The sequence below is a fragment of the Gimesia sp. genome (assembly GCF_048262075.1).
Lineage (GTDB): Bacteria > Planctomycetota > Planctomycetia > Planctomycetales > Planctomycetaceae > Gimesia.
This window is the reverse complement of record NZ_JBLXFK010000003.1, coordinates 431,353-455,048: the sequence shown is the minus strand read 5'-3', so window position 1 is coordinate 455,048 and position 23,696 is coordinate 431,353. Positions and strand designations below refer to the sequence as shown.

Sequence of the window (23,696 nt, the reverse complement as noted above, 5' to 3'; positions counted from 1 at the left end):
TACCCTTTGCTTTCTGGTAGACAGTCCAGGCTGTCGGACCTCTTATTTACATCCCATCTTGATTCAGGAACCTGCTCTCGTGGCTTTGGAGCTGAAAAATCCACATAGCGTAATGGCGGCTCTGCAAACCCGCCCGATTGATGTCACTGAGATTCGTCTCACTGCAGGTTCAGCGCAAGGGAACTGGGGAGATGTCGCCGATGAAGCACGCAGCCAGCGGATTCCCGTCGTAATCAAAAAATCAGCCCCGCAGAAAATGAAACGCCGCCAGTCTGAAGACCAGGGACGTCGGACTGCGGGTTCTGTTGCTCTGGTCAAACCACGGAACCCTTCGGTACTCAGCGAACTCTTTCCCGCTTCAGAGCAGGGCGGGGAAACTAGCGGTCTCTGGCTGGCGCTGGACTGCATTCAGGATCCGCACAACATCGGTGCCATTTTTCGAACGGCAGCTTTCTTTGGAGTGCGAGGGATTGTGTTGACCAAAGACCGTTCCGCCCCCATCAACGCGACCGTTTATGATGTCGCCTCCGGGGGGATGGAAGCAGTTCCGTTCGCCGTCGAAACCAACCTGAGCCGATCGATCACCCAGGCAAAAGAAACCGGTGTCTGGGTGATGGGCACCTCGGAACATGCTGAAGAGGACGTGTCCACTTTCTCCCAGGATCGTCCCTGGATGGTGGTGATAGGCAATGAAGAGAAAGGACTCCGCCGACTCACCCTGGAACAGTGTGATGTTGTCACACGCCTGACCCCCACCGGGATAGTGGATTCCCTTAATGCTTCTGTCGCCGCAGGCATCATGATCGCCCGCTTTTCGCCGTTTGGTCCTGGAGCAAAATAAGTTTCTGGATCAGTCTCGTACGATTTTCATGCGATAACAGTGAGAATCTGCAAAATGTCTATAATCGTTACATGCTTCGTTTCCCGTAGCGATTAAGGCTTATTTTGTCCGAGCCTGTCTGCCTTCAGCCACTTTCGACATTCTGGCACCTGCAGATTATTTTGGTTGTATGAGAAATACCTGCTTATAATGCATTGAGACGCATGCTTCGAATCGGATTCGATCATTTCGAAGAGTAATCCTTGGAATTCATTTCGGATTACTTGCGAATTGAATGCTACATTGAAGGTACAGGTTACGGGAACTCCGCCTGACAGACGTAGGCGTCTGCTGGTAGCGCGTGGGTTCCACCGAACAAAAACAATGCAGGAAAATCAATCGTGACAAATTATTTAGTGACCGGCGGCGCAGGATTTATTGGCTCTCATCTGGCAACTCGTCTGATCAAAGACGGTCATCGCGTCCGCGTCTTCGATAACTTAAGTACAGGCGCACTACATAATCTGGAACACATTAAAGACGATGTTGAGTTCGTGCAGGGAGATCTGCGGGATCTGGCAGCCGTCGAACAAGCCACCGCTGGTGTCGAGATTGTTTTCCACCAGGCCGCTCTGGCCTCTGTTCCCCGTAGTGTGGAACATCCACTCGATACACATGAAGCTTGTGTGACGGGAACCATTAACGTGCTTGATGCTGCTCGCCGCTCTGGTGTGCAGCGCGTGGTTTATGCCGGGTCCAGCAGTGCGTACGGCAATCAGAAACAGATGCCCAAACACGAAGGTCAGACTCCGGAAGTGCTTTCACCTTACGCCGCTGCCAAGCTGGCAGGCGAATTGTACTGCCAGGCTTTTGCCAATTCTTACGACCTGGAAACCGTCCGCATTCGTTACTTCAACGTCTTTGGTCCCCGCCAGGACCCCAACAGTCCTTATTCCGCGGTCATTCCATTATTTACTTCCGCCTTGCTGGAAGGACGCCGCCCCATGATCTTCGGTGATGGCCTGCAGTCTCGTGATTTTACGTTCGTCGACAATGTGGTACAGGCAAATCTCCTGGCTTCACAGGCACCGGCGGACAAAGTCTCCGGGAACGTTTATAACGCTGCCTGTGGCAGTTCGTTGAACCTGATTGACCTGCTGAAATTCATCTGTGATCAGTTGGACAAACCATATGATCCCGATTTCCAGCCCGAACGAACAGGCGATGTCAAACATTCCTGGGCCGACATTTCTGCCGCACAACGTGACCTGGGTTACGAACCTGTTGTGGAAATCGAAGAAGGCCTGCGGAGAACCATTGACTGGTACGCAGGTACCGCCAAAACCGAATCTAAAAAATGTCTGGGCGGCTGTTGATCAGTCCTACTGTGGCTTTGAAAAACTGATTCTTCACTAGTTACGTTATTTATGCACCCGCAGATTTTTATTGATCAGGACCCGTTGTCGTGAATACTGACTTTCAACCTCTGGACCAGCAATCGGATTTTGCCATCGACGGTATGGAAGAGAACGCAGAAATCAACTCTTCCGGACCTGGTGTGGATATCCTGAGGCTCCTGCTGCGCAGTAAGTATCTGCTGGTATTGGGGCTGGCAGTTGGTCTGTTACTGGGGCAGGCTGCTTATATGAAGCTGGGACCGATCTTTTCGGCAACCACGAAAATTCAGGTCTCACAGAAAAATCCGGTACCGATTAAGGATGGGGAAATTCAGACCTTTGGTGAACTGACGGCTCATATTGATGTGATCAAGAGTCCGCGGATTGTCGGAGAGGCCGTCAAAGAAGCCAAACTCAATCAATTGCCGTCACTGGCAGGCGAAAAAGATCCGACCCAGGATATTATCGATACCCTAAAGGTTAAACGAATTTCCGGTAACGACCGTGCGTTCCTCAACATCCTGACCATTACCTATGAAAACCCGAATGCCAAAGATGCCGAGGCCGTCACACAGGCCATCGTAGACGCCTACAAGCGTTATCTGCATGAAGTTCGTGAGGAAAATACAGAAGACATTATTCAGCAGTTGAAGCAGGCTGAAAAACAGATTGCTACTGAGCTGGAACTGAAGAAAAACGAATACCAGAAATTCCGCGAAAATGCACCGCTCTACTGGGAGAGTACTCCCGGATCCGAAGCAGCTGTCGCTGGCAGCACCAATGTGCATCAGGAACGGGTGAAATCCATTGATAACGAACGTCGCCTGAACCTCTTGAAACTGACGGAACTCAAATCAAAAATCGATTCACTGAAAGCAGCCATTGCCAGCGGTGAATCAAAAGAGACACTCGAACTGCTGGCGCAGCAGTTTCTCATGGGACAGACCCGCGGACAGGCTGCTAATGGAAACACAACCGAAGGTCAGATTGCTTCACCGGCAACCAGCCAGCTGGACCGGGCCCGCACTGCCTTGGAAACGCATTTAATGCCATTATTGATTCAGAAGAATCGACTGGAACGCGACTTTCAGAAAAACCATCCCGATCTGGACGCAGTCAATCGCAGTATTGAAACGATCATCAATCTCTATCGCCGCCAGGGACTCGATATTTCTGCAGAGAATCTGGAATCAGGTGAATTTCAGGTCGCGAAAACCAAAGACGTGGATTTTGTGAATGTGTATCTCAAGTCCATGGAGCAGCAATTTAAAGAGCTGGAGAATCGGGAACTGGAACTGACAAAAATATTCGACCAGGAAACCGAACTGGCCAAGAAAATTGGAAACTTCCAGGTGGTCGATCAATCTTACAATGAAGAAATTGCCCAGCTCAAATCACAGCGCGATAACATTTTCAAACAGTTGCTCGTTGAAAGAGTTTCGCAAGGCAACAGCGGGTACACGCTGACTCAACTGGCACCTGTGAAAGATGAACTGGTTATCAAACGTCAGTTGAAATTCCTGATGGCCGGTACAGCAGCAGGACTCGGGCTGATCCTGGCGTTTGCTTACTTCCGTGAAATGCGGGATACGACCATGAAGTCCGTCGATGAAATTCGAAATCAGCTGCATCTGCCCATCCTGGGAGAAGTCCCTTCATTCGCAGAAAGTGATGCAGCCGTTGATGAAAGCGAATTTGCTCCCGCATTATGGTACTACTATCGTCCTGCCTCGCGAGAAGCAGAAGCGTTCCGCTCACTGCGGACCTCTCTGTTGTTGAAAACAGATCGCAGCGGCGCGAAAGTGCTGCAGATGACCAGTGCTGAGCCCGGCGATGGAAAAACCACTTCCATTTCCAACCTGGCGCTGGCGATTGCTCAAACAGGTAGAAAAGTACTGATTGTCGATGCCGACCTCAGGCGACCTACAATTCATAAACTGTTTGGACTCGTTAATTCTGTTGGCCTGGGAGATGTGTTGTCCGGTGAGATCGATGTGCAGACTGCGATTCGGGAAACCCGTGTCGAACATCTTTCGATACTGACTGCGGGGACGTTGCCTGAGAATCCTTCCGAGATGCTGATGTCACGAGGGTTTTCTGAACTGGTAAATCAGCTGCGTAATGAATACGACTATATTCTGATTGATACTCCGCCTCTGGTGGTCGTCAGCGATCCATCGGTGATTGCTTCCATCGTTGATGGTGTGCTGCTCGTTGTTCGAATTGACAAGAACCGACGTGGCGTGATCCGAAAGGTACAGCAGATTATCCAGACCAATGGGATCAAAGTCACAGGTCTCCTGGCGAACGGCGTTCAATCCGGGAAATTAGGTGACTACGACTACGGTTCGGGACCCGGGTACAGCGACTACTATATTATTCCCTCAAAAGTCCAGGCGAAGCAGGCAGACATTGCTGCGAAAACGAAACTCACCCACTGAACGTGGTGTGGAGTCTCTGCAGAAACGGGGACTACTCTAATTCAATATCCAGTTCTTCAATCTTACGATACAGGCTGGACAGTCCAAGCTTCAGTCGCTTGGCCGCTTCCCGTTTATCCGCGCTGTCTTTCAGTACGCGTGTAATATGCATTCGCTCATAATGCCGGAGCGCCAGCCGCAGATCGTCTACATCGGGTAACGGAGGTTCATTCTGATGAAGTTCCGGAGGCAGGTCGTTCAGGCAGATCGTAGTTTCGTCACACATCATCACCGCGCGTTCGATGGCATTATCCAACTGACGAACATTTCCTTTCCATTCAGCGGACATCAGTGTGCGAATGGTTTCACTGGTCGCTCCGGTGACCCGTTTTCCCATTTTACGGGAGTGCTTGGAAATGAAGTATTCGACCAGTTCCGGAACATCATCGACACGTTCCCGTAACGCCGGGATATGAATTTTCATACCATCCAGGCGATAAAACAGGTCTTCTTCGAACTCACCTGACTTGACCATCTCAGCCAGGTCCTGGGTAGTCGAAGCGATGAGCCGCACATCGACTTTCACCGGCTCGGCACTCCCCAGCGGCAGGATTTCGCCGTATTCGATCGCCCGCAGCAGTTTGCCCTGCGTTCCCAGCGGGAGTTGAGAGATTTCATCCAGATACACGGTTCCCCCATCAGCATTTTTAAAGACGCCAATCTGCTCGGATGAGGAATACTGGAGCGAACTGTTAGCCGATCCAAACAATTGAGACTCAAGCAGTTCAATCGGTCGCATGCCACAGTTGACCGCCAGGAAGCGTTGTTCGCGATTGGGACCATTCGAGTGGATCGATCGGGCAAACAGCTCTTTCCCGGTCCCCGATTCACCTGACAGCAGCACATTGGAATTCGTCGCTGCAATTTTTCGAATCGTACTCTGCAGTTTCTGCAACGCCTTACTGCTGCCGACGACTTCTTCTAATCCCGGGCTGCGGGCCAGTTCCCTTCGAAGAATCTGGTTCTCGTAGAATATTTTCTGGTACTCGAACAGGCGATTCAACTTATGAGACAGATCGTCAAAGATGACCGGCTTTACCAGGTAGTCGAAGGCACCCGCTTTGAAGGCGGAAATTGTATTTTCCACAGTCGCATAAGCGGTGATGATCAGTACGAAGATATTTGGTTTGATGTTCTGTAACCGTCGCAGGAGTTCAATACCATCTCCATCAGGCAACTGAACATCACAGATCGCGACGTTAAAATCTCGATCACGGGCCAGTTCCAACGCTTTGGCTACAGTAGAAGCCTGCATGGTTTCATAACCTTCGCTGGTTAGGAATTCCGCCAGCGAAGTCCGAATGACTTCTTCATCTTCGACAATCAGTACGGATCGATTGAGTTGCACGTTGGAGTTCGTCCTGTTCTTCATTTAGTTTAAGTCGTTACAAATTTAATTTCTTTTGCCGGGCCGGGAGGAATATCTGCTTCTCCCTCTAACTCCTCACAATTGAGGGAGACAATGAACCGGGCACCATCTTGTACTGTATCATCAATTTCGATTGTACCGGAATTCGAGTGTTCGAGGATATTTTTACAGACAAACAGTCCCAGCCCCGTTCCTTTGGCCTTCGTAGTAAAATAGGGTTGAAACAGCCTGGCTTTATCTTCTTCGCGGATGCCTTCCCCCTCGTCGTGGACCGAGATGATAATCTGCCCCTCGCGGGCTTGGGTCGTAATCTCGATCGATTCCCCTTCCTCTGTCGCATCCATCGCATTCAGGATCAGGTTCAGGAAAACCTGTACGAGCTGGTCACGCACTACCTGCACGACAGGCAGATCCTCGGCAAAGCGGGTGATGATATTCTTACCTTTTTTCCGTTTGTAGTATTTTGAAATGTTGAGCGATTCCGTAATCAGATCATTAATCTGACAGCGATTCCGCTCGGTAGTCGCCGGGCGGCTGAAGTCGATCAGCTCACGTAGAATTCGCTGAATCCGTCGCAGCTGGGCATCAACTTCATCCAGCCGCTTATTCGTATATTCATCATTATTATGGCGGTTGAGCAGTTGTACGAGGGAACTGATTCCCGCCAGCGGGTTTCCCACTTCGTGCGCTATACCCGCTGCCAGCAGACCGAAGGCGGCATGTTTTTCCTGCTGGACCAGCAGCGCCTGTGATTCCTGCAGGTCACTGGTCCGGCGGGCAATGCGATCTTCCAGCAGTTCCTGGTTCATCTTCAACTGCGAGTTGGCCAGCGAAAGCTCCATACTCGTGCGTTTGACCAGTTGAGAAAAGGCGATGCTCGCCCACGCGACCCAACCCATCCAGACAATCATCAACAACAGCTGTGTGACCCAGTCTGACGGGCGGTTGGAAAATAACAGCGTCGAATAACTGATCAGATGCAGTCCCAGTGTCAGATAAGCAATCTGAGGCGAGTGCCGGATGGAACAGACAATCAGCGATAACAGATAATAAAACCGAAACGGACTGTTTAATCCGGCGTCATAATGACAGAGCAGCCCAATGAACAACGCTTCCATCACCGAAATGATCAGCGGCCATTCACCCAGAAAGACGCGACCTCGAAAGCTCATGTAAGTATCTGCCAGGGCGTAGATCGCACCTAATGTCAGAATCCAGTTCAACTGGGGGACCTGAATGGCAGAACTGTTTCCGCCAAAATTGACCAGTACATAACCGACACACAGCCCGAACCACCGAATTCGCAGAGTAATTTCTTCCGCCGGTAGTTCCCAGGTATAAGCATCATGGTGGATGCGGGGAGCCGTCAGGGGAGCAGGTGCTTCCGCCGGACGATCCTGCATCGCGTCGCCTGGTTCGCTCTGATTCTCCACGTTTAATGGGTCATTCATGGTAGAAATGGAAATTCTGTGTCGTGCTTCTGATTCGCTGCAATATGAGATTCTGACTGACTACCATGTGTGGTAAACAGAATGCGGAAATTCAAATGTGAATGCCAGACTCGATGGCATCGCATCAATGAAGCTATACTATCACGAAACTGAAATTGATCTGCAATTACACATTCGCTATTTTGAGCGAGAAGTCAACGAATTTTACTGTACAAACAGGTAAAACCAGTACCTGTGAGAGCTCAAACTCACGGACAGTCTGAGCCTGATTCGTAAAAACAATCCATGTATGATTTTATATATGCAAAGAGATCACAGAAAGAGTGGGACGAATTCCGGGAATCAGCGTGACTCCCGTGAGCAGATCCATTTCTTTCCGTCGCTCAAAACGTATAGAATGCTAAAGAACATTGTAGACATTCAGCAGGATTATAGATCCGGATAGATTGGGAATTTATGAAAATCGTCGTAGCGAGCTCAGAAGCGATTCCATTTGCCAAGACAGGCGGATTGGCCGATGTGGCCTCTGCCTTGTCAAAATCGCTGGCAGCAGAAGGGCATGAAGTCAGCCTGTTTCTGCCTTTTTATCCCCAGTCGACAGCAAAACGTGGGTTTTCTCCTGACGATTTCGAACCTTGCTCTGAAAAGGTGATGATCCCTGTGGGCAGCAAGCAGGTGGAAGCCAGTCTGCTGAAAGCCTCCTTTCCCGATTCGAAAGTGAACGTCTATCTGATCGATCAATCTCGCTATTTTGATCGTGCGGAACTCTATCATGAAAATGGCCGTGATTATCAGGACAACTGTGAACGGTTCATCTTCTTCAGTCGTGCAGTGATGGAGTTCACATCACAGCTCAACCTGCAGCCGAACATCATCCATTCCAACGACTGGCAGACCGGATTGATTCCAGCGTTGTTGAAAATTGAATATCAGCATCAGCCCGGATTCGAAAACACAGCCGCCGTATATACGATTCATAATATGGCCTTCCAGGGACAGTATTGGCATTGGGATATGCTGCTGACCGGTATTGACTGGAAATATTTTAATCGGCATCAGATGGAATATTTTGGTCAGTTGAATCTGCTCAAGACTGGGATCGTCTTCTCGGATATGATTACCACGGTCAGTCCCACTTATGCGAAAGAGATTCGCACTGAGCAATTCGGTTACGGCCTGAATGGCGTACTCGAATCGCACGCCGAACGACTGGTCGGTATTCTGAATGGAGTCGATACCAGCGAGTGGAACCCTGAAATCGATCCGCATCTGGCCGCGCATTATTCGGTTGAAACGCTCTCTGATGGCAAGGCAAAGTGTAAAGCAGCGTTACAGGAACGCATGGGACTGCCGCTAAAACCGGATGTCCCCCTGTTAGGCGCAATCTCCCGGATGACCGATCAGAAAGGATTCTCCCTGATTCTGGATGCTGCCGAAATCCTGCTGGCCACTGACGTCCAGATGGTCTTTTTAGGAACCGGCGATCCCCGACATGAAACTGCCTTCTCTGACCTTGCGAAACGTTTCCCGGATCAAGTTGCAACCTATATCGGCTTTGATGAAACGCTGGCGCACCAGATCGAAGCCGGTCTGGATATTTTTCTGATGCCCAGCCAGTTTGAGCCCTGCGGGTTGAATCAGATGTATAGCCTGTTGTATGGGACAGTGCCCATCGTCCATGAAGTAGGAGGTCTGGCTGATTCCGTCGTGGATGCCCACGAGGAAAACCTGGAAAATGGGACTGCCAACGGGTTTTCTTTCTGGCACTTTGATGCGACGGTCCTCTACCGACAGCTGCGGCGAGCCATCGATGTCTACTACGACAAACCACTCTGGAATCAGTTGATTCGGAATGGCATGACAAAAGACTGGTCCTGGAAACAGAGCGCTCAAAACTACCTGTCTGTCTATCAGCGGGCCAGCAGTTATCGAAATAAAAACAGCGAGTCAGTCTCTGCCACCCATTAAAAGACAACCAGTCAAACAATTCTTCTATCCCATTACGACGCCAGGAATCGATGTCAGAGATCAGAACCGACCCTCTTACCGGCTTTACCACTATCTTCGCGCCGGAACGAGCCCGGCGGCCCATGAAAATTTCAGGAAATGCCAGTCAGTATGTCGCCACGCAGGAACAGATCAGCTCCGATCCGTTTGCTGAAGGAAAAGAAGCCGAGACAACGCCCGAACTGTTTGCCATCCGCTCGCCGGAGACAAAAGCAAATCAACCCGGCTGGAATGTTCGTGTGGTTGCCAACAAGTATCCTGCGCTGACTCCGGTTTCTGATTCAGATCAGTACGGCGTACATGAAGTCATCGTCGAGTGTCCCCAGTTTGAAACTCATGCATCGTCTCTCGACCAGACTCAATTCCAGTATATGTTTCAAGCTTACCGTCAGCGGGTCGCCGCCCATCGAGATGATCCCCGTCTGAATTATGCGCTCATCTTTAAAAACCAGGGGATTCTGGGGGGGGCTTCACTGGGGCACGTGCACTCACAATTCCTTGCCAGCCATCTGGTCCCGCAGGCGCTCCAGCAGGAAGTGCAGGCGGCTCGTGCGCATCAGTCGGAGCATGCCTGTTCCTTATTTCATACGATTACCCGCGATTCAACAGACGGGTTTTCCGGGCGGGTGATATCCACGAAATATTTCGACATCATCTGTCCCTTCGCCAGTCGCTTTTCCTATGAAACCTGGGTCATTCCCCGTTCTCTGAAAACGCACTTTGACCATTCCAGCGATCAGGAACTCAATGATCTGGCCTGTATCACTCGCCGTCTGTTATGCAGTCTGGAAGCGTTACTCGGACGTCACGACCTCAATTACGTGATCCAGATGCCCCCCTACGATACCAGGGAACAGGACGGCTATGCCTGGAGTCTGAGAGTCTATCCGCGGCTGGCACACCTGGCGGGCTTTGAAATCGCCTCCAATGCCTTTATCAACCCGGTTTATCCCGAGCAGGCCGTTGAGGAGTTGAAACAGCAGTTGCATCTTTGAACCTGTTTACTGTCTTGATATTCCATTCTGCTGTGGGAGGTAGAGGGATATCACTCAAAAAATCGAGGCAGGAAAATAGAGAGTTGAGTTTCACGTTATGAATTATCCCAGTTAATCAAGCTGGTGAAAGCTTACCTGCTTTAACAATTCACCTTCCTCCAGCGGTATTTCAAGATCGTTAGTGTCGATTTTAAGGGGACTTGGATTTTATTATCCGGAAAAGTCCTCTATGATTACAAAAAGGTTGGCTTTAAGATAAGCCAGAATCGTTTCAAGTCCTGCTGGCACAGCGCTTAACGCAGGCAAAGAGGCGACCCGCCACGTATTTGATACCGTTCCGTTTTACAGCGTAATCGAAAGTTCTGTGTTTTACACGGATGAAAGGATGCGGCCCATGGGCTGTCGACTTCGGCTTGTATTAGTCATTCACAACCATCAGCCCGTTGGGAATTTTGAAGGCGTTTTTGAAGAATCCTATCAAAACAGCTATCAACCATTTCTCGACGTTTTGTCAGAATACCCTGATATCCCTTTTTCGCTGCATACCTCAGGCAGCCTGATGGAATGGCTCGTTGAAGCGCATCCCGAATACATCGATCGCGTTCGCGGCCTGGCGGAATCCGGGCAGGTTGAGATCCTGGGCGGTCCGTTTTATGAACCCATCCTGGCTGGTATTCCCCGTTGTGACCGTATCGGGCAGATTACCGCTTACTCCGACTATCTGAAAAAACTGTTTGGAACACCCGTCCGCGGGATGTGGGTACCCGAACGGGTCTGGGAACAGTCGTTCGTCTCCGATCTGGTCGATGCCGGCATGGAATTCACCCTGCTGGATGATTCCCACTTCAGTGCTGCCGGCGTTCGCGCTGAAAAAATGCATGGCTACTATCTCTCGGAAGACGAAGGCCGCCTGCTTAAGATCTTCCCCGACAACGAAACGCTCCGCTACCAGATTCCCTTTACCGATCCCGTCGAAACAATTCATTACCTGAAAGAGATTGCCGACCATCATCCGCATTCGGTCGTGGTCTTTGGTGATGACGGCGAAAAGTTTGGCGCCTGGCCGGGCACCTTCGATCATGTTTACCGCGATGGCTGGCTGAAAAAGTTTCTCGACTTACTGCGTCAAAACAGTGACTGGTTGAAAGTCACCACACTTTCAGAATCGGTCGATACTGTCTCTCCGCTGGGAAGCTGTTATCTGCCTGATGCCAGTTACCGTGAAATGAATGAGTGGGCGCTCTCCTCCGAGCGACAGTTGGAGTTGGCCGAGCTCAAAGAAAAATTTGCTGAGACGGAAGGCTTTGATCGACTCAAACCCTATTTGCGAGGCGGTTTCTGGCGAAACTTCCGTGTGAAATATGCCGAGCTCAATGAGATGTATGCCCGGATGTTACAGGTCAGCAATCGTCTGCAGAGCCTGGAAGAGACCGGCGTCGACGCAGAAGACCTGCCCGCTCTGCATGAAGCCCGTACCGAACTCTACCGCGCACAGTGTAACTGCCCTTACTGGCATGGTGCCTTTGGAGGCCTGTATCTGCCTCATCTGCGGAATGCGATTTACAAGCATCTGATCTCTGCCGACACACTGCTGGAAAAAATTACACACCGTGATGCCAACTGGCTCGAAGTGGAAGTCGCCGACTTCAATCTGGATGCCCGTAAAGAAGTCAGGCTGGCCAGCAATCGACTGGTCGGTTATCTCGCACCGGCGCAAGGCGGTCATCTGTATGAACTGGATGTGCGGGGTGCGAAACATAATTTACTGGCGACCCTCGATCGACGTCCTGAACCGTATCACGATATTATTCGCCAGGCAGCCATTGAACAGAAAGAAGGCGCACAGAACGGAGAAGATATCGGCAAAATTCATAACGCCGTCCGTTTCAAGCAGCCCGGTCTTGAGAAAAAACTGCAGTACGATCATACCCCCCGTAAATCACTGGTTGATCATTTCTTCCAACCAGGCGTCGATCTGGAAACGGTCATTCAAGGCGGTGGAGAAGTCGGCGATTTCGTGCACGGCGTTTACCTCAGTTCGCTCAAACGAACCGATGAGGACTGCGAAGTGCGGATGGTTCGCAAAGGGTATGTTGGCCCTTACGAAATTGAACTTACCAAAACTGTTGGCCTGACGAAGAACGCTTCGGGCTCGCTGGAAATTACTTACGAACTCGCACACCTGCCTGCAGACGTTCCTCTGAATTTTGGCGTCGAATTCAACTTTGCGGGTATGGCTGCCGGAGCCAGTGACCGCTATTACTACAATCATCTCGGCAAACAACTGGGGCAGCTCGAAGCAAAACTCGATCTGGAAAAAACCGATCGTATCGGGTTGGTCGATGAATGGCTCGGACTGGATGCAGCCCTGGATCTTTCCTCGCCGGCCAGTATCTGGACGTTTCCGATTGAAACGATCAGCCAGTCGGAAGGTGGGTACGAACTCGTCCATCAGAGCTCTGTAGTGATCCCACACTGGGAATTCGTTGCGGATGAAGAGGGACGCTGGTCTGTCACCATCACGCTTTCAATGGATACCTCGGCAGCCCAGGCCAAAGCCCTCAGTGAAGCAGCCGCTTCCGGAGCATAAGCCTGGACTGAGAGGTCCTTTGGTGAAGTTCAGGAAAATAGTTCGCTGACGACTTTTCCGCCATCGACGATTTTCATCGGGCGTCCCAACGGACTCATGTTCTCTTTACGGGGTTCTACCTGAAGTGACTGGCAGATCGAACAGAACAGGTCCGTCACTTCGACCGGGCGATCCTGGACTGCGGAACCATCTTTGGTCGAAGATCCAATGACCTGTCCCCCTTTGACGCCACCTCCGGCTAGAGCCGCTGAGAAGACGCGTGGATAATGGTCGCGACCGGCGCGGGCATTGATCTTGGGTGTTCTACCGAATTCACCCATCCAGACCACCAGTGTCTTATCCAGCATACCACGTTGTTTCAGGTCGGAAATCAGCGCCGCCATCCCGGCATCAACTTCCTGGGATCGGGGAGAAATAATTTCTGAGATATCAGCGTGATTATCCCAGCCGTTCGAACGGACTTCGATAAATGTGGAACCTGCTTCCACCAGACGCCTTGCCAGCAGGCAGCCTTTACCGAAGTTGTTTTCGCCATATTGGCGACGCAGTTCTGCCGATTCCTGGCTGAGATCAAACACCTTGGTTTGCGGACTTAATACCAGCGAAGAGGCTTTGTTATAAATCTTGCTATGGTTTTTCACGACGAATTCACCGCCGCGGCTGGCAAATTCAGTATCCAGTCGGCCCAATAGCCCCAAACGTTTCTGGTAGCGTTTGTCTGTCACGGTTGCTGCGACATTGTCGGGGATGTTACCGGGGTTGTTAATGTTAAATGGTTCGAAGTCCACACCCAGAAAACCGGCCCCTTCCGTTGCCCCGACAGAGACAATCGAGGGGATATCGAGTTCGCGGTCACCGATTTCACGGACAATGTTCGATCCCAGGCTCGGATGTTTTACACTTCCCGAAGGGACATAACCAGTATGCATCTGGTAGGTGGCCCGCTGGTGATTTCCTTCTTTATTCGTCATGGAACGAATCAACGCGATATCCTGCATGACCTTTGCGGTGTTTTTCCAGTCTTCGGCAATCTCAATTCCGGAAACGGCAGTTTTGATGGCTTGTTTGTCACCAGCACTCGAAGTGCCTGGCTTCGGGTCAAATGTCTCAAACTGGCTGGGACCACCGGACATCCATAACAGGATCATCGAACGCCCCTGTTTGCGGAGTTCTTCTGCAGAGACGCTCATCAGGTCGTGAAAGCTCAGTGTGCCAGCCGCCAAAGCTCCCATCGAGACGTTACGAAGAAAGCTGCGACGCGAAAAACCGCCCCGGACTGCTTGAATCTGCTGGTGGTGATAAAGACTCATAACGAACTCCTCATACTGAGGGGGGAAATTGATGGGAAAGTGAACTGGTTACAATAAGTCTGTTGGAAATCGTTCAGCGTTTAGTAATAAATTCACTGGAATTCAACAGACTCCACATCAGATCTTCGAGCGCGTCATTCCGGTTGCCTGCTTCCTGAATGTAGTCCTGGCAAATCTTCAGTTCTGCTTTGCTGGGCACTCGTGAAAGTGTCAGCAGATACAGTTCCTGAATGGCGTCATTGTTATCCTTAAAGTCTCTGGCAATCTGTGCCAGTTTTGTATTGCCATCGGTTCCCAGCATTTGATTTAATGTTTTTGAATTCATCATGAACAATGCCTGGGGAACGTCGCCGGTGATTTCGTCCTGCGAAGTGGAAGGATCATAAGTAAATAAAGCGCTGAACTGCCCGCGGGCAGAACGGCTACCCTGGTAGCGTCGACTGCCGAAATTGCGGTTGGCCTGTAGATCATCCACACCGAATACCTGGGTGATGGCTGTGAAGATCTGATCTCCGCGTAACCGCGTAGGAGACTGTGCCGCGAACGGAGTGTGTTGCTGTTCGGTTTTCTTCTGCATTTCACGCTGGTAAGCCCGTGTGTTGGTAATAGATTTACAGAGCCATTTCAGGTCGTAGCCACTGGCTGTGAAACCTTCCGATAATGCGTCCAGAACTTCAGGGTAGACGGCACTGCGTTCCGGGCCAATGTCATCAATGGGTGTGTAAAACCCTTCACCCAGCATTTCGGCCCAGAGCCGGTTGACAATGGCCCGAGAGAACCAGATGTTCGAAGGCGTCGTTAAAAACTTCGACAGGGTTTCACGCCGTTCCATATCGTCCAGTCCTTCTGGTGCTTTGGTGCCGACAAACAGAACGGGTTGGACGACTTTACCCATCGAAGTCGGGTCGTTTAAATCAGGCATATGGTATTCGGTCATGAACCGCTGCCTGTTTTCGGGAACAGGGATACTTTTGATTTCTTCCGCGGTCAGTGCCTTGTCACCATCTTTATCTGCACGAGACACCATCTGTTCAAAACCGCGGGCCATCCGGGTGCGTTGAACTTCCTGTTCGGTCAGCTTGCCATCACGGTTCTTGTCGTAGAATCGGAACAACATCGTCGGGTCCTGCAACATCTTCATGCGTTGCGCATACTGATTGCTGTCTGTCCCCCGATTCATTGAAACGACTTCAAAAGTCCGTGGCGTGGAATCGCGTACCTGACGAACCCGCACGCGGGGGAAAAACGCTGCCAGTTCATGGAAGCTGTTACGTTTCCATTTGTCGGTGGGATGGTCGTGGCAGTTCGCACATTGAATCTGAATTCCCAGGAAGATACGCGATGTTTCCGCCGCCAGTTCGGCCGGGTCTCCCTGATGGGCAAAGATCAAAGCAGTATTTCCATTTTCCCGGACATCGCCGCTCGCGGTCAGCAGGTCGGTGGTAATCCGATCCCAGCTTTTGTTCTGATTGAGCTGGGTGGTCATCCACTCTTCAAATTCATTCTGATTCAGCCGAGACCGGGCATCAGTCGCACGCAGGTAAATCACATCCCGCCAGTAGCGTGCCCAGTTGACGCCATACTCTTCTGACTGGAGTAGTTCATCAATCACAGCCTGCCGTTTGCCGGGACTCGCATCCAGTCCGAACAGGATCACTTCCGAAGTGCCAGGCTTGCGCCCCGCCAGATCGAAGGTCACGCGACGCAGAAAGTCTTCATCGTTGGCCAGGGGAGCTGGTTTGATGTTCGCTTTTTTGAGTTCCGCTTCCAGAAGTTGATCGATCTTCTCTGCCATCGAAACAGCATCGACTCTTTGCCGTTTATCCGTTTGTGCAGAACTCTTTGTTGCTGCGAATGCCGAAGACTGGCATAATGGGACGGACAATGTCACGAGAAAAAAGCAGGCATATTGAATCGTTCGTTTCCGGGTAAAACTCATCATGGCGTTTAACCTGTTAAAAGAGCCGGGGAAATGGTTCCTGTTTTCGATCAGGAGTCAGAGTGACTCAAAAGCTGCTGACCTCCAGAATGTATCCTGTTTTACAGTCATTTCATCCAGGCCGAGCGATTCGAGCAGATTCGACCGGGTGGCATGACTGCAATCCCTGATACTGGCTATTAAACCCTTCTTATCTTTGAATGTGTCGAAAAAAAGGTGATTTTCGTAAATTAATTTAATCTGAACTAAAAACCGGACTGGTTGAATAATGGAACTGAGCGCTTGGGTCATTATTGTTATTTTATCCGGGGTAGCCATCGTCATTGGTGGCGTCCTGTTTTTCCGTCTGCACGCCTTTCTGGCTTTGCTGGCAGGTGCCATTTGTGTAGGCGTACTGACGCCCGTTCAACAGATAGAAGAAACGGCTCTCAGGAAAAGCAGTTTCAAAATCATTGACGTCGGCGAAGATAATCGCAGTCTTGCAGTCCAGATCGAAAAAGCAGGTAGCCTGCAGCCCGGCATGATGTTGATGATCATGGGGACCGAACAGCCCCACTTTCCCCTGATTCCCATTGCCCAGACCGAAGTTGAACGGGTTACAGCGAAGTTCACGGAAGGCAGCAAACGGATGATCATCGCCGAACTCAGCGTCCGCGATGACAGTCCCATCCGCTCGATTCGCCTGGATGACTTCGCCATCACCCCCACACATTACAACGCTGCGATCGCGGAAGGTAAAAAATCAGTAGGCGAACGCGTTGCCGCTGGCTTCGGTTCCACCTGTGCCAAGATCGGAATCCTGATTGCACTCGCCGCCATTATCGGCATGTGCCTGCTCGAAAGTGGTGCCGCCGAACGCATTGTCCGCTCCGCTATCCAGTTTGTCGGCGAGAAGCTGGCCCCCGTCGCTTTCATGGCCAGTGGCTTTCTGCTGGCCATTCCCGTCTTCTTCGATACGGTCTTCTACCTGCTCATTCCTCTGGGGAAAGCCATGCGGATCCGCACGGGTAAAAACTACCTGCTCTATGTCCTCGCGATTGTGACCGGAGGCACCATGGCCCATTCCCTGGTCCCGCCGACTCCCGGACCGTTGTTTGTTGCCGAGCAGTTGAATGTCGATATCGCCACCATGATGATGGGTGGCTTGATTGTCGGCAGTATTGCCGCGCTGTTTGGGCTCGGTTACGCCACTTTGATTAACAAACACTGCGAACTCCCCTTTCGTGATTCGGCTGATGTCACCAAAGAAGATTTACAGAAACTCGCCACAAAAAAAATAGAAGATCTGCCACCACTCTGGTTATCGCTGTTACCAATTCTGCTTCCCGTCGTATTAATCGCCGGTTCCACACTGTTGAAATTTAAAACGATCAGCAGTCAGCTCTCGGAGCAGATGCAGACCCTGATCACCACACTGGGAAACAAAAACATTGCGTTAGGCATCGCCACTGTCATTGCGCTCTGGACACTGATTCGCCAGAAAAAATCCTCATTGTCAGCGCTGTCGGAAGCGATTCAGACCTCCCTGTATACGGGGGGCGTCATCATCCTGATCACCGCAGCCGGCGGCGCGTTTGGCAGCGTCCTGCAGCAGACGGGCGTCAGCTTTCTGATTGAATCACTGCCACAGGTCTCTCCGCTGATGCTGGTCACCCTGGCGTTTCTGATTACCACTGCCATCCGCACCGCCCAGGGTTCATCGACGGTCGCCATGATCACCACCGTCGGTATTCTGGGGGGCATCGCCGAATCCACCACACTGGGCTTTCATCCGGTCTACCTGGCGCTCGCCATTGGCTGCGGCTCGAAGCCGATCTCCTGGATGAATGACAGCGGCTTCTGGGTCATCGGCAAAATGAGCGGCATGACCGAAGGCGAAACCCTGAAATTTATCAGCCCTATGACCGCTCTGATGGGCATCGTCGGGTTTATCGTTGTCCTGCTGGGAGTTCAGTTTTTCCCGATGGCGTAAGGTCTTAGAAAGGCTTTGTAATAGATGAGACGGATTACCGAGGCTATTGTACTGACTATTTTCACGGTCGCACTGATACTCGTCTTACACCATGAAGCCGTTGCAGAACCTCTTAATATCGGTTCACGGCGGGAACTGTTTGTCGATCGTTTGTTGATGGATCAATTAGATGGCGTCACTCTGAAACTGCATCATCCTGTTAAAGCACCACGCCCGAAGTCTCCTTTGCCTGTCAGGCATATGATGACGGTCATCAAAAACGGTGACCGCTTCCAAGCCTGGTGGCGGGGCTCCGATCCGGCTTATCAGGGGGATAAACATACCGGGCACCCCGGCGAAACCGTGCATTACGCTGTCAGCGAGGATGGTCACGAATGGGAGTTTCCGGAACTGGGCCTGTACGAAGTCGCGGGTACAAAATCAAACAATGTGATCCTCGCCAGGCAGCCTCCTTTTCTGACCAATTTTACTCCTTTTCTCGACACGCGAACGGGTGTGAAACCTGCGGAGCGTTATAAAGCCCTCGCCGGATATCCCGGTCCGGGTGACAAGCGTGGTTTGAAAGAAGCGGGGCGGGGACTGTTCGCGTTTGTCTCCCCCGATGGAATTCACTGGACCAAGCAGGGGGAGGTGATCCCCTATCAACCCGAGTGGCGGCACGCCTTTGATTCTGCCAATGTCGCGTTCTGGTCCGAGGCGGAGCAGAAATACGTCTGCTACTTCCGCACCTGGACCGATCCCGAACGCTTACGCAGCATCAGCCGCACGACGAGTCCCGACTTTCAACACTGGAGCAAACCGGTTGCCTTGAATCCCAATCGACCGGGTGAGCACCTTTATACGAATCAGACACATCCTTACTTCCGCGCACCGCATATTTATATTGCTCTGCCGACCCGCTTTGTTCCTGGGCGCGGGGATGCACCCGAGTACGATCAGCGTGATGTTAACGCGACCGATATTCTGTTCATGACGACACGCGCCGGTTCTGAAAAATATAATCGGCTCTACACTCACGCATTCATCAGGCCCGGTCTCGATGCACAACAGTGGAAGAATCGTGCTAATTACGTGGCGTTAAATGTCTTGCCTACCGGACCCGCAGAAATGTCGATCTACCATCGCAGCGGCGATCGCTACGTGTTGCGAACTGATGGCTTCGTCTCCGTTAATGCCGCTTCAGAGCCAGGCAGCCTGTTGACGAAGCCACTCATTTTTGCGGGTAGTCAGTTGAAGTTGAACTTCAGCACCAGTGCCGCCGGCAGTCTGAGAGTAGAGCTTCAGAACCCGGATGGCAGTCCCATTTCCGGTTTTACGATGCAGGACTGTCGACCGGTGATAGGTGACAAAATTGACGGCGTCGTAGAGTGGAACACTAAGCCCGATCTGGCTGCACTCGCCGGACAGCCGGTTTGCCTGAAGTTCGAATTCGTAGAGTGTGATCTGTACTCGTTCCAGTTTGACCGATAAGATCCATGGATGAAATTGCAATTATGATAACCAATTAAAGTGAAAACAGATGGCAGACGAACCAGAATCAGATTCGCAGCAACCAGACCCGCACGCGGTGAAAACGTCAATTTCTCCCTGGAAAATAATCAGCTGGGTGTGTTGTCTGGTCATCATCGGCAGCGTCCTGTCTTGTGTGATCATCGCTGCGATGCAAAGTGAAGGACTGAAAGAGGTCAAAGTCACGGCCCTGAATGCTGCCGCAGAACCGCGCGATCATGACATTCCGCTGATCAAACAGAAAGAAGCACTGCCCGATTACGAACTGCTGATTATTACACAGGAACGCATTGGCTACAAACTGGGCGCCAAACCCAATACTTCGGCTGTTGAAGGCCTGGTCTGGACACTTAAGAAACCGATTGGCATACACAATATTGTCGGCATCCGATTACAGGATCAGGACAAACTGATTTCCGATGCACTGGTGGAAGTTCCCTTCAGTCGGGACCCGGTGGTCGCGGATAATTACCGGTTCGAGTTTCAGACCGTGTATTCCGCCCAGGTGGGATTGGAATCCTTTTTTCAAACTCCCATCGGTCTGGCGATCGCCTTTGCTTTCGTGATTGCTGTCCTGCTGATATTAGTCAATTATTTTAATCTCGACTTCAATTGAAGTGTTTGCTCAATCAGGAGATAAAATGGAAGGCTTTGCCTGGATATTTGGGTTGATGGGGTTCTCAATGGGGGCAGGCGCTCTGGCGGAAGCCAATCGACTCTCCACTCTGGTGAAAGCCCTGGAAACACGCATTGCAGCGCTGGAAGGACAACCGGGGGATAAAACAGATACTGGTGAGTCTTTAAAGTGAGGATCAGATGAGAAATCTGAGTACGGTACTGGTACATTGTGGTGCAGTATGGAAAACTGTTTGGGCCAAAAGGGAATCCTGAAGGATATGAGAAAACCATACTGGCCTTTGGGGTGATTGTCAGCCGGTTCTGATACTGTCGGGATTGACTCGTTATCTTTATTTTATCTTTGCGGGGAGTTGAGATTAGAAATAACTGAAGCTACCTCTATCAGTATATTGATTAAAACAAAACGACAGGATCTTTGACAGGCATTTTGCCTGGTGCAGTTTTCGGGCGCGCTAATTTCAATTGTTGCTGTAGTTTCAATATCGCTTCACGTGTAACGGCTGTCTGTTCCAGATTGATGACCTCGATCTGTTTCAAACTGGCCAGATACTTCAGCCCCGCATCCGTGATCTGCGTGTTTTTCAGATTCAGCCTCGAAAGTTCTTTTAACTCCTGCAGACGTTCCAGTGTTTTATCGGTGATTTTGCAGTTTTCCAGATTCAACCAGGTGACGCGATTCAGCAGATTGATCTCGTCGAACGTGTCATCTGTAATCTCAGTATTACTGGCATCAAGTTCATAAACATACCTCTCTCGATAGCGGATATATTTTCCTACATAGGATACCAGCAGATCCGGTACCAGTGGAGGATTCATGCTGCTGGTATCCCGTACGATGACCCGGGCATCAATCAATCGCTGGGTGAACGAGTTTTGCTGTTCCAGATGGTATTTGTAATAAAACAGACTCAGAAAAATGGTGACAATGAGTGCCAGCAGCAGCAGCCGTACGATGAGGCTGATTCGATTGCGGGAATCAGCCAGCCAGCGTTCTTTCAGTTGTTTAAGCGAAAATGGCATGCAACTACTCACAGATTAAATGCATTACTCAACTCAGCCCCAGCATACTCATTACCAGTACGATGGCGATGGCTTCCTGGTAATCGATATTTCGCAGGGAAAACAGATTGGAGATTAGCCGGCTCCAGAACTCTTTCAGAAACCAGGCAACGATCAGCAGAATGCAGATCGTCAAAACGGCATCGAGAAAAGATGTCAGTATCAGGCCACCGAGCCCCATTTTAGCGAGGAGACCTAATTTGATGATACCTGCCAGGGCATTAAAGGCAAAGAGAGCGAGATTGAACTGTGGCGTGATCCTGCGTGATTCCGGAGGCAGTGCGGTGGCTGACATGTACGTGAATTCCTGCGTTTTTAGACAAATAGATGAATAGACAAGTTCATACTGAACACGATTGTACCAGTTCTATCGCAATATCAAACACTCTGTTGAGGGACAAAGCAAAAAAAAGGATGAGGTGTGATTCTTCCGGATGCGAAAAACCGAGAGCAGTAGATCATTACGGTAAAAGCCGAGTTTCAGAACCTGTAGAAGCATTGCATTACCTGAAGTCAGCCACGATTATGGATACAGGATCCGAAACCGAAATCTCAAGCTGTTGATCTATATGGGGGAGTTCCCGCTGATGATGTTGCGCGCCAACCTGCTACTGGTTTTCCTGTTGTTGACGGTATCACATTCTGCTGTTCAGGCAGCGGAAAAAAACAAACGTCCCAATATCATTCTGATCATGTGCGATGACATGGGCTGGTCGGATATCGGCTGTTATGGCGGTGAAGTGCAGACACCTAACCTGGACCGGATGGCTGAGGAAGGTCTGCGGTTTACCCAGTTCTACAATAACGCCGTCTGCTGGACGACGCGGGCTTCTCTGGTGACAGGTCTGTATTCCCGCTATCCCCGACCGCATCTGACGCGCAACATGGTGACGATCGCCGAAGTCCTGCAGCAGGCGGGCTACCAGACATCACTCAGTGGCAAATGGCATCTGGGACGAACCGAATCAACTCATCCGGTTTACCGCGGGTTTCAGGATTTCTATGGTCTGCTGGATGGCTGCTGTAACTTTTTTGATCCCTACTATCGCGATCCCAAATTCAAACGGGGGATCACCGGCGACGGATACCGCTTCTTCGCTGAAAACACGACGCGGATTACCGAGTTCCCTGACGATTTTTACACGACTGATGCTTTTACCGATCACGCCCTTCAGCAAATTAAAACCTGTTCCCAGTCTGACAAACCTTTCTTTCTGCATCTTTGTTACACCGCCCCGCATTATCCCCTGCATGCAAAACCGGAAGACATCGCAAAATACAAAGGGCGTTATGCAGCAGGCTGGGAAGCATTACGCAATGAACGGTATCAGCGGCAGTTGAAGATGGGGCTCATAGATCCCAACTGGAAACTGCCGGCCCGCGATCCGGAATCAGCCGACTGGGAGCAGGATCAATATCCGCGCGACTGGCAGGAACGACGCATGGAAGTCTACGCCGCGATGATTGACTGCATGGACCAAAACATCGGACGCCTGATGGCGACATTGAAAGAGACTGGCGTGGATGACAATACGATTGTGATGTTTCTCTCCGATAACGGACCCGATGCCAGTGAACCGGGCGGAGCGAATCCAGAGCAGATTCCCGGTCCTAAAGAATATTACACCACCTGTGGACCGAGCTGGGCCTTTCCGCAGAATACACCGTTTCGCCGTTTCAAGACATGGATGCATGAAGGGGGCATCTCAACTCCGTTGATCGTTCGCTGGCCTGGTAAGATCAAAGCAAATTCCCTCACCCGCCAGCCGGCTCACATTATTGATGTCATGCCGACCTGTATTGAACTGGCAGAAACCGAATATCCGACGACATTCCAGTCTCATAAAATTCTTCCCGTCGATGGAAAAAGCATTGTGCCTGTTCTTCAGGGAAATAAACGTGAGCCACATGCATCCCTGTTCTGGGAACTCAGGAATAATCAAGCCGTGCGTCAGGGGAACTGGAAACTGGTCGCAGACCGCACGATCAATCGCTGGGAACTGTATGATCTGGAACAGGATCGTACTGAAACCAACAATCTCGCTGCCCAATACCCCGAACGCGTCGCTCAGATGAAAGCGGACTGGCTGAAGTGGGCGGAAAAAACCGGAGTCGCGCAGCAAAAACATCAACGGGGAAAGCAGATTCCCTGAAGTAGA

Annotated in this window: 17 protein-coding genes; 11 read left to right on the top strand and 6 right to left on the bottom strand. The window is 50.9% G+C overall.

Features of this window, described 5'->3' with window-relative positions; all coding sequences use genetic code 11:
* The first annotated feature begins 79 nt into the window (after nucleotides 1-79).
* The 3 genes from rlmB (at nucleotide 80) to ACN0YH_RS09270 (ending at nucleotide 4,658) form a co-directional block, all read left to right on the top strand.
* Entirely contained in the window at nucleotides 80-841 is a 762-nt protein-coding gene (gene rlmB, locus ACN0YH_RS09280) for a 23S rRNA (guanosine(2251)-2'-O)-methyltransferase RlmB (RefSeq protein WP_417379286.1), read from the top strand.
* 380 nt (nucleotides 842-1,221) lie between these two features.
* Entirely contained in the window at nucleotides 1,222-2,196 is a 975-nt protein-coding gene (locus tag ACN0YH_RS09275; RefSeq protein WP_417379285.1) for an SDR family oxidoreductase, read from the top strand.
* Nucleotides 2,197-2,285: 89 nt separating this feature from the next.
* Nucleotides 2,286-4,658, top strand: coding sequence for a polysaccharide biosynthesis tyrosine autokinase (locus tag ACN0YH_RS09270; RefSeq protein ID WP_417379284.1), 2,373 nt, complete (start codon nucleotides 2,286-2,288; stop codon nucleotides 4,656-4,658).
* A 31-nt stretch (nucleotides 4,659-4,689) separates the two neighbouring features.
* Here the strand turns inward: ACN0YH_RS09270 and ACN0YH_RS09265 are convergent, their stop codons facing one another.
* Both ACN0YH_RS09265 and ACN0YH_RS09260 read right to left on the bottom strand, forming a co-directional pair.
* Entirely contained in the window at nucleotides 4,690-6,045 is a 1,356-nt protein-coding gene (locus ACN0YH_RS09265) for a sigma-54-dependent transcriptional regulator (protein ID WP_417379283.1), read from the bottom strand.
* Between the two features lie 29 nt (nucleotides 6,046-6,074).
* Nucleotides 6,075-7,517, bottom strand: a complete 1,443-nt coding sequence (locus ACN0YH_RS09260) for a sensor histidine kinase (protein WP_417379282.1) — start codon at nucleotides 7,515-7,517, stop codon at nucleotides 6,075-6,077.
* 456 nt (nucleotides 7,518-7,973) lie between these two features.
* Between ACN0YH_RS09260 and glgA the strand changes: the two genes are divergently transcribed.
* From glgA to ACN0YH_RS09245, 3 genes are all read left to right on the top strand, one after another.
* Nucleotides 7,974-9,485, top strand: a complete 1,512-nt coding sequence (gene glgA / locus ACN0YH_RS09255) for a glycogen synthase GlgA (RefSeq protein WP_417379281.1) — start codon at nucleotides 7,974-7,976, stop codon at nucleotides 9,483-9,485.
* Nucleotides 9,486-9,535: 50 nt separating this feature from the next.
* Nucleotides 9,536-10,519 carry a hypothetical protein gene (locus ACN0YH_RS09250; RefSeq protein WP_417379280.1) on the top strand — a complete coding sequence of 328 codons (984 nt, stop codon included), beginning with the start codon at nucleotides 9,536-9,538 and terminating at the stop codon, nucleotides 10,517-10,519.
* 394 nt (nucleotides 10,520-10,913) lie between these two features.
* Nucleotides 10,914-13,109, top strand: coding sequence for an alpha-amylase/4-alpha-glucanotransferase domain-containing protein (locus ACN0YH_RS09245; protein WP_417379279.1), 2,196 nt, complete (start codon nucleotides 10,914-10,916; stop codon nucleotides 13,107-13,109).
* Nucleotides 13,110-13,138: 29 nt separating this feature from the next.
* On the opposite strand, the gene ACN0YH_RS09240 is transcribed toward ACN0YH_RS09245, so the two are convergent.
* Nucleotides 13,139-14,419: a DUF1501 domain-containing protein gene (locus tag ACN0YH_RS09240; protein ID WP_417379278.1), complete on the bottom strand. Its 1,281-nt coding sequence runs from the start codon at nucleotides 14,417-14,419 to the stop codon at nucleotides 13,139-13,141.
* Nucleotides 14,420-14,492: 73 nt separating this feature from the next.
* Nucleotides 14,493-16,361: a DUF1549 domain-containing protein gene (locus ACN0YH_RS09235; RefSeq protein WP_417379277.1), complete on the bottom strand. Its 1,869-nt coding sequence runs from the start codon at nucleotides 16,359-16,361 to the stop codon at nucleotides 14,493-14,495.
* A 265-nt stretch (nucleotides 16,362-16,626) separates the two neighbouring features.
* On the opposite strand from ACN0YH_RS09235, the gene ACN0YH_RS09230 reads away from it, so the two are divergent.
* From ACN0YH_RS09230 to ACN0YH_RS09215, 4 genes are read left to right on the top strand one after another with little or no spacing between them, the layout of a single operon-like run.
* The gene (locus ACN0YH_RS09230; protein WP_417379276.1) at nucleotides 16,627-18,330 is read left to right on the top strand and encodes a GntP family permease; all 1,704 of its coding nucleotides are present in this window, start codon (nucleotides 16,627-16,629) and stop codon (nucleotides 18,328-18,330) included.
* Nucleotides 18,331-18,354: 24 nt separating this feature from the next.
* Nucleotides 18,355-19,800 carry a hypothetical protein gene (locus ACN0YH_RS09225; RefSeq protein WP_417379275.1) on the top strand — a complete coding sequence of 482 codons (1,446 nt, stop codon included), beginning with the start codon at nucleotides 18,355-18,357 and terminating at the stop codon, nucleotides 19,798-19,800.
* A gap of 49 nt (nucleotides 19,801-19,849) precedes the next feature.
* Nucleotides 19,850-20,455, top strand: coding sequence for a hypothetical protein (locus ACN0YH_RS09220; RefSeq protein ID WP_417379274.1), 606 nt, complete (start codon nucleotides 19,850-19,852; stop codon nucleotides 20,453-20,455).
* Between the two features lie 25 nt (nucleotides 20,456-20,480).
* The gene (locus ACN0YH_RS09215) at nucleotides 20,481-20,648 is read left to right on the top strand and encodes a hypothetical protein (protein ID WP_417379273.1); all 168 of its coding nucleotides are present in this window, start codon (nucleotides 20,481-20,483) and stop codon (nucleotides 20,646-20,648) included.
* Between the two features lie 223 nt (nucleotides 20,649-20,871).
* On the opposite strand, the gene ACN0YH_RS09210 is transcribed toward ACN0YH_RS09215, so the two are convergent.
* Together ACN0YH_RS09210 and ACN0YH_RS09205 are read right to left on the bottom strand one after the other, a co-directional pair.
* On the bottom strand, nucleotides 20,872-21,498 hold the full coding sequence (locus ACN0YH_RS09210; protein WP_417379272.1) for a hypothetical protein: 627 nt from the start codon (nucleotides 21,496-21,498) through the stop codon (nucleotides 20,872-20,874).
* Between the two features lie 28 nt (nucleotides 21,499-21,526).
* A complete protein-coding gene (locus tag ACN0YH_RS09205) occupies nucleotides 21,527-21,832 on the bottom strand; it encodes a hypothetical protein (protein WP_417379271.1) in 306 nt (101 codons plus the stop codon).
* 292 nt (nucleotides 21,833-22,124) lie between these two features.
* Between ACN0YH_RS09205 and ACN0YH_RS09200 the strand changes: the two genes are divergently transcribed.
* Complete coding sequence (locus ACN0YH_RS09200) at nucleotides 22,125-23,690, top strand: arylsulfatase (RefSeq protein WP_417379270.1); 1,566 nt, start codon at nucleotides 22,125-22,127, stop codon at nucleotides 23,688-23,690.
* Nucleotides 23,691-23,696 lie beyond the last annotated feature (6 nt).

Excerpts from the sequence above, each read along its gene's own strand:
- ACN0YH_RS09200 (WP_417379270.1), top strand. The coding sequence starts at position 22,125 with ATGATGTTGCGCGCCAACCTGCTACTGGTTTTCCTGTTGTTGACGGTA.
- ACN0YH_RS09240 (WP_417379278.1), bottom strand. The coding sequence starts at position 14,419 with ATGAGTCTTTATCACCACCAGCAGATTCAAGCAGTCCGGGGCGGTTTT.
- ACN0YH_RS09205 (WP_417379271.1), bottom strand. The coding sequence starts at position 21,832 with ATGTCAGCCACCGCACTGCCTCCGGAATCACGCAGGATCACGCCACAG.
- ACN0YH_RS09215 (WP_417379273.1), top strand. The coding sequence starts at position 20,481 with ATGGAAGGCTTTGCCTGGATATTTGGGTTGATGGGGTTCTCAATGGGG.
- ACN0YH_RS09210 (WP_417379272.1), bottom strand. The coding sequence starts at position 21,498 with ATGCCATTTTCGCTTAAACAACTGAAAGAACGCTGGCTGGCTGATTCC.
- ACN0YH_RS09230 (WP_417379276.1), top strand. The coding sequence starts at position 16,627 with ATGGAACTGAGCGCTTGGGTCATTATTGTTATTTTATCCGGGGTAGCC.
- ACN0YH_RS09225 (WP_417379275.1), top strand. The coding sequence starts at position 18,355 with ATGAGACGGATTACCGAGGCTATTGTACTGACTATTTTCACGGTCGCA.
- glgA (WP_417379281.1), top strand. The coding sequence starts at position 7,974 with ATGAAAATCGTCGTAGCGAGCTCAGAAGCGATTCCATTTGCCAAGACA.
- ACN0YH_RS09235 (WP_417379277.1), bottom strand. The coding sequence starts at position 16,361 with ATGATGAGTTTTACCCGGAAACGAACGATTCAATATGCCTGCTTTTTT.
- ACN0YH_RS09250 (WP_417379280.1), top strand. The coding sequence starts at position 9,536 with ATGTCAGAGATCAGAACCGACCCTCTTACCGGCTTTACCACTATCTTC.
- ACN0YH_RS09260 (WP_417379282.1), bottom strand. The coding sequence starts at position 7,517 with ATGAATGACCCATTAAACGTGGAGAATCAGAGCGAACCAGGCGACGCG.
- ACN0YH_RS09245 (WP_417379279.1), top strand. The coding sequence starts at position 10,914 with ATGGGCTGTCGACTTCGGCTTGTATTAGTCATTCACAACCATCAGCCC.
- ACN0YH_RS09220 (WP_417379274.1), top strand. The coding sequence starts at position 19,850 with ATGGCAGACGAACCAGAATCAGATTCGCAGCAACCAGACCCGCACGCG.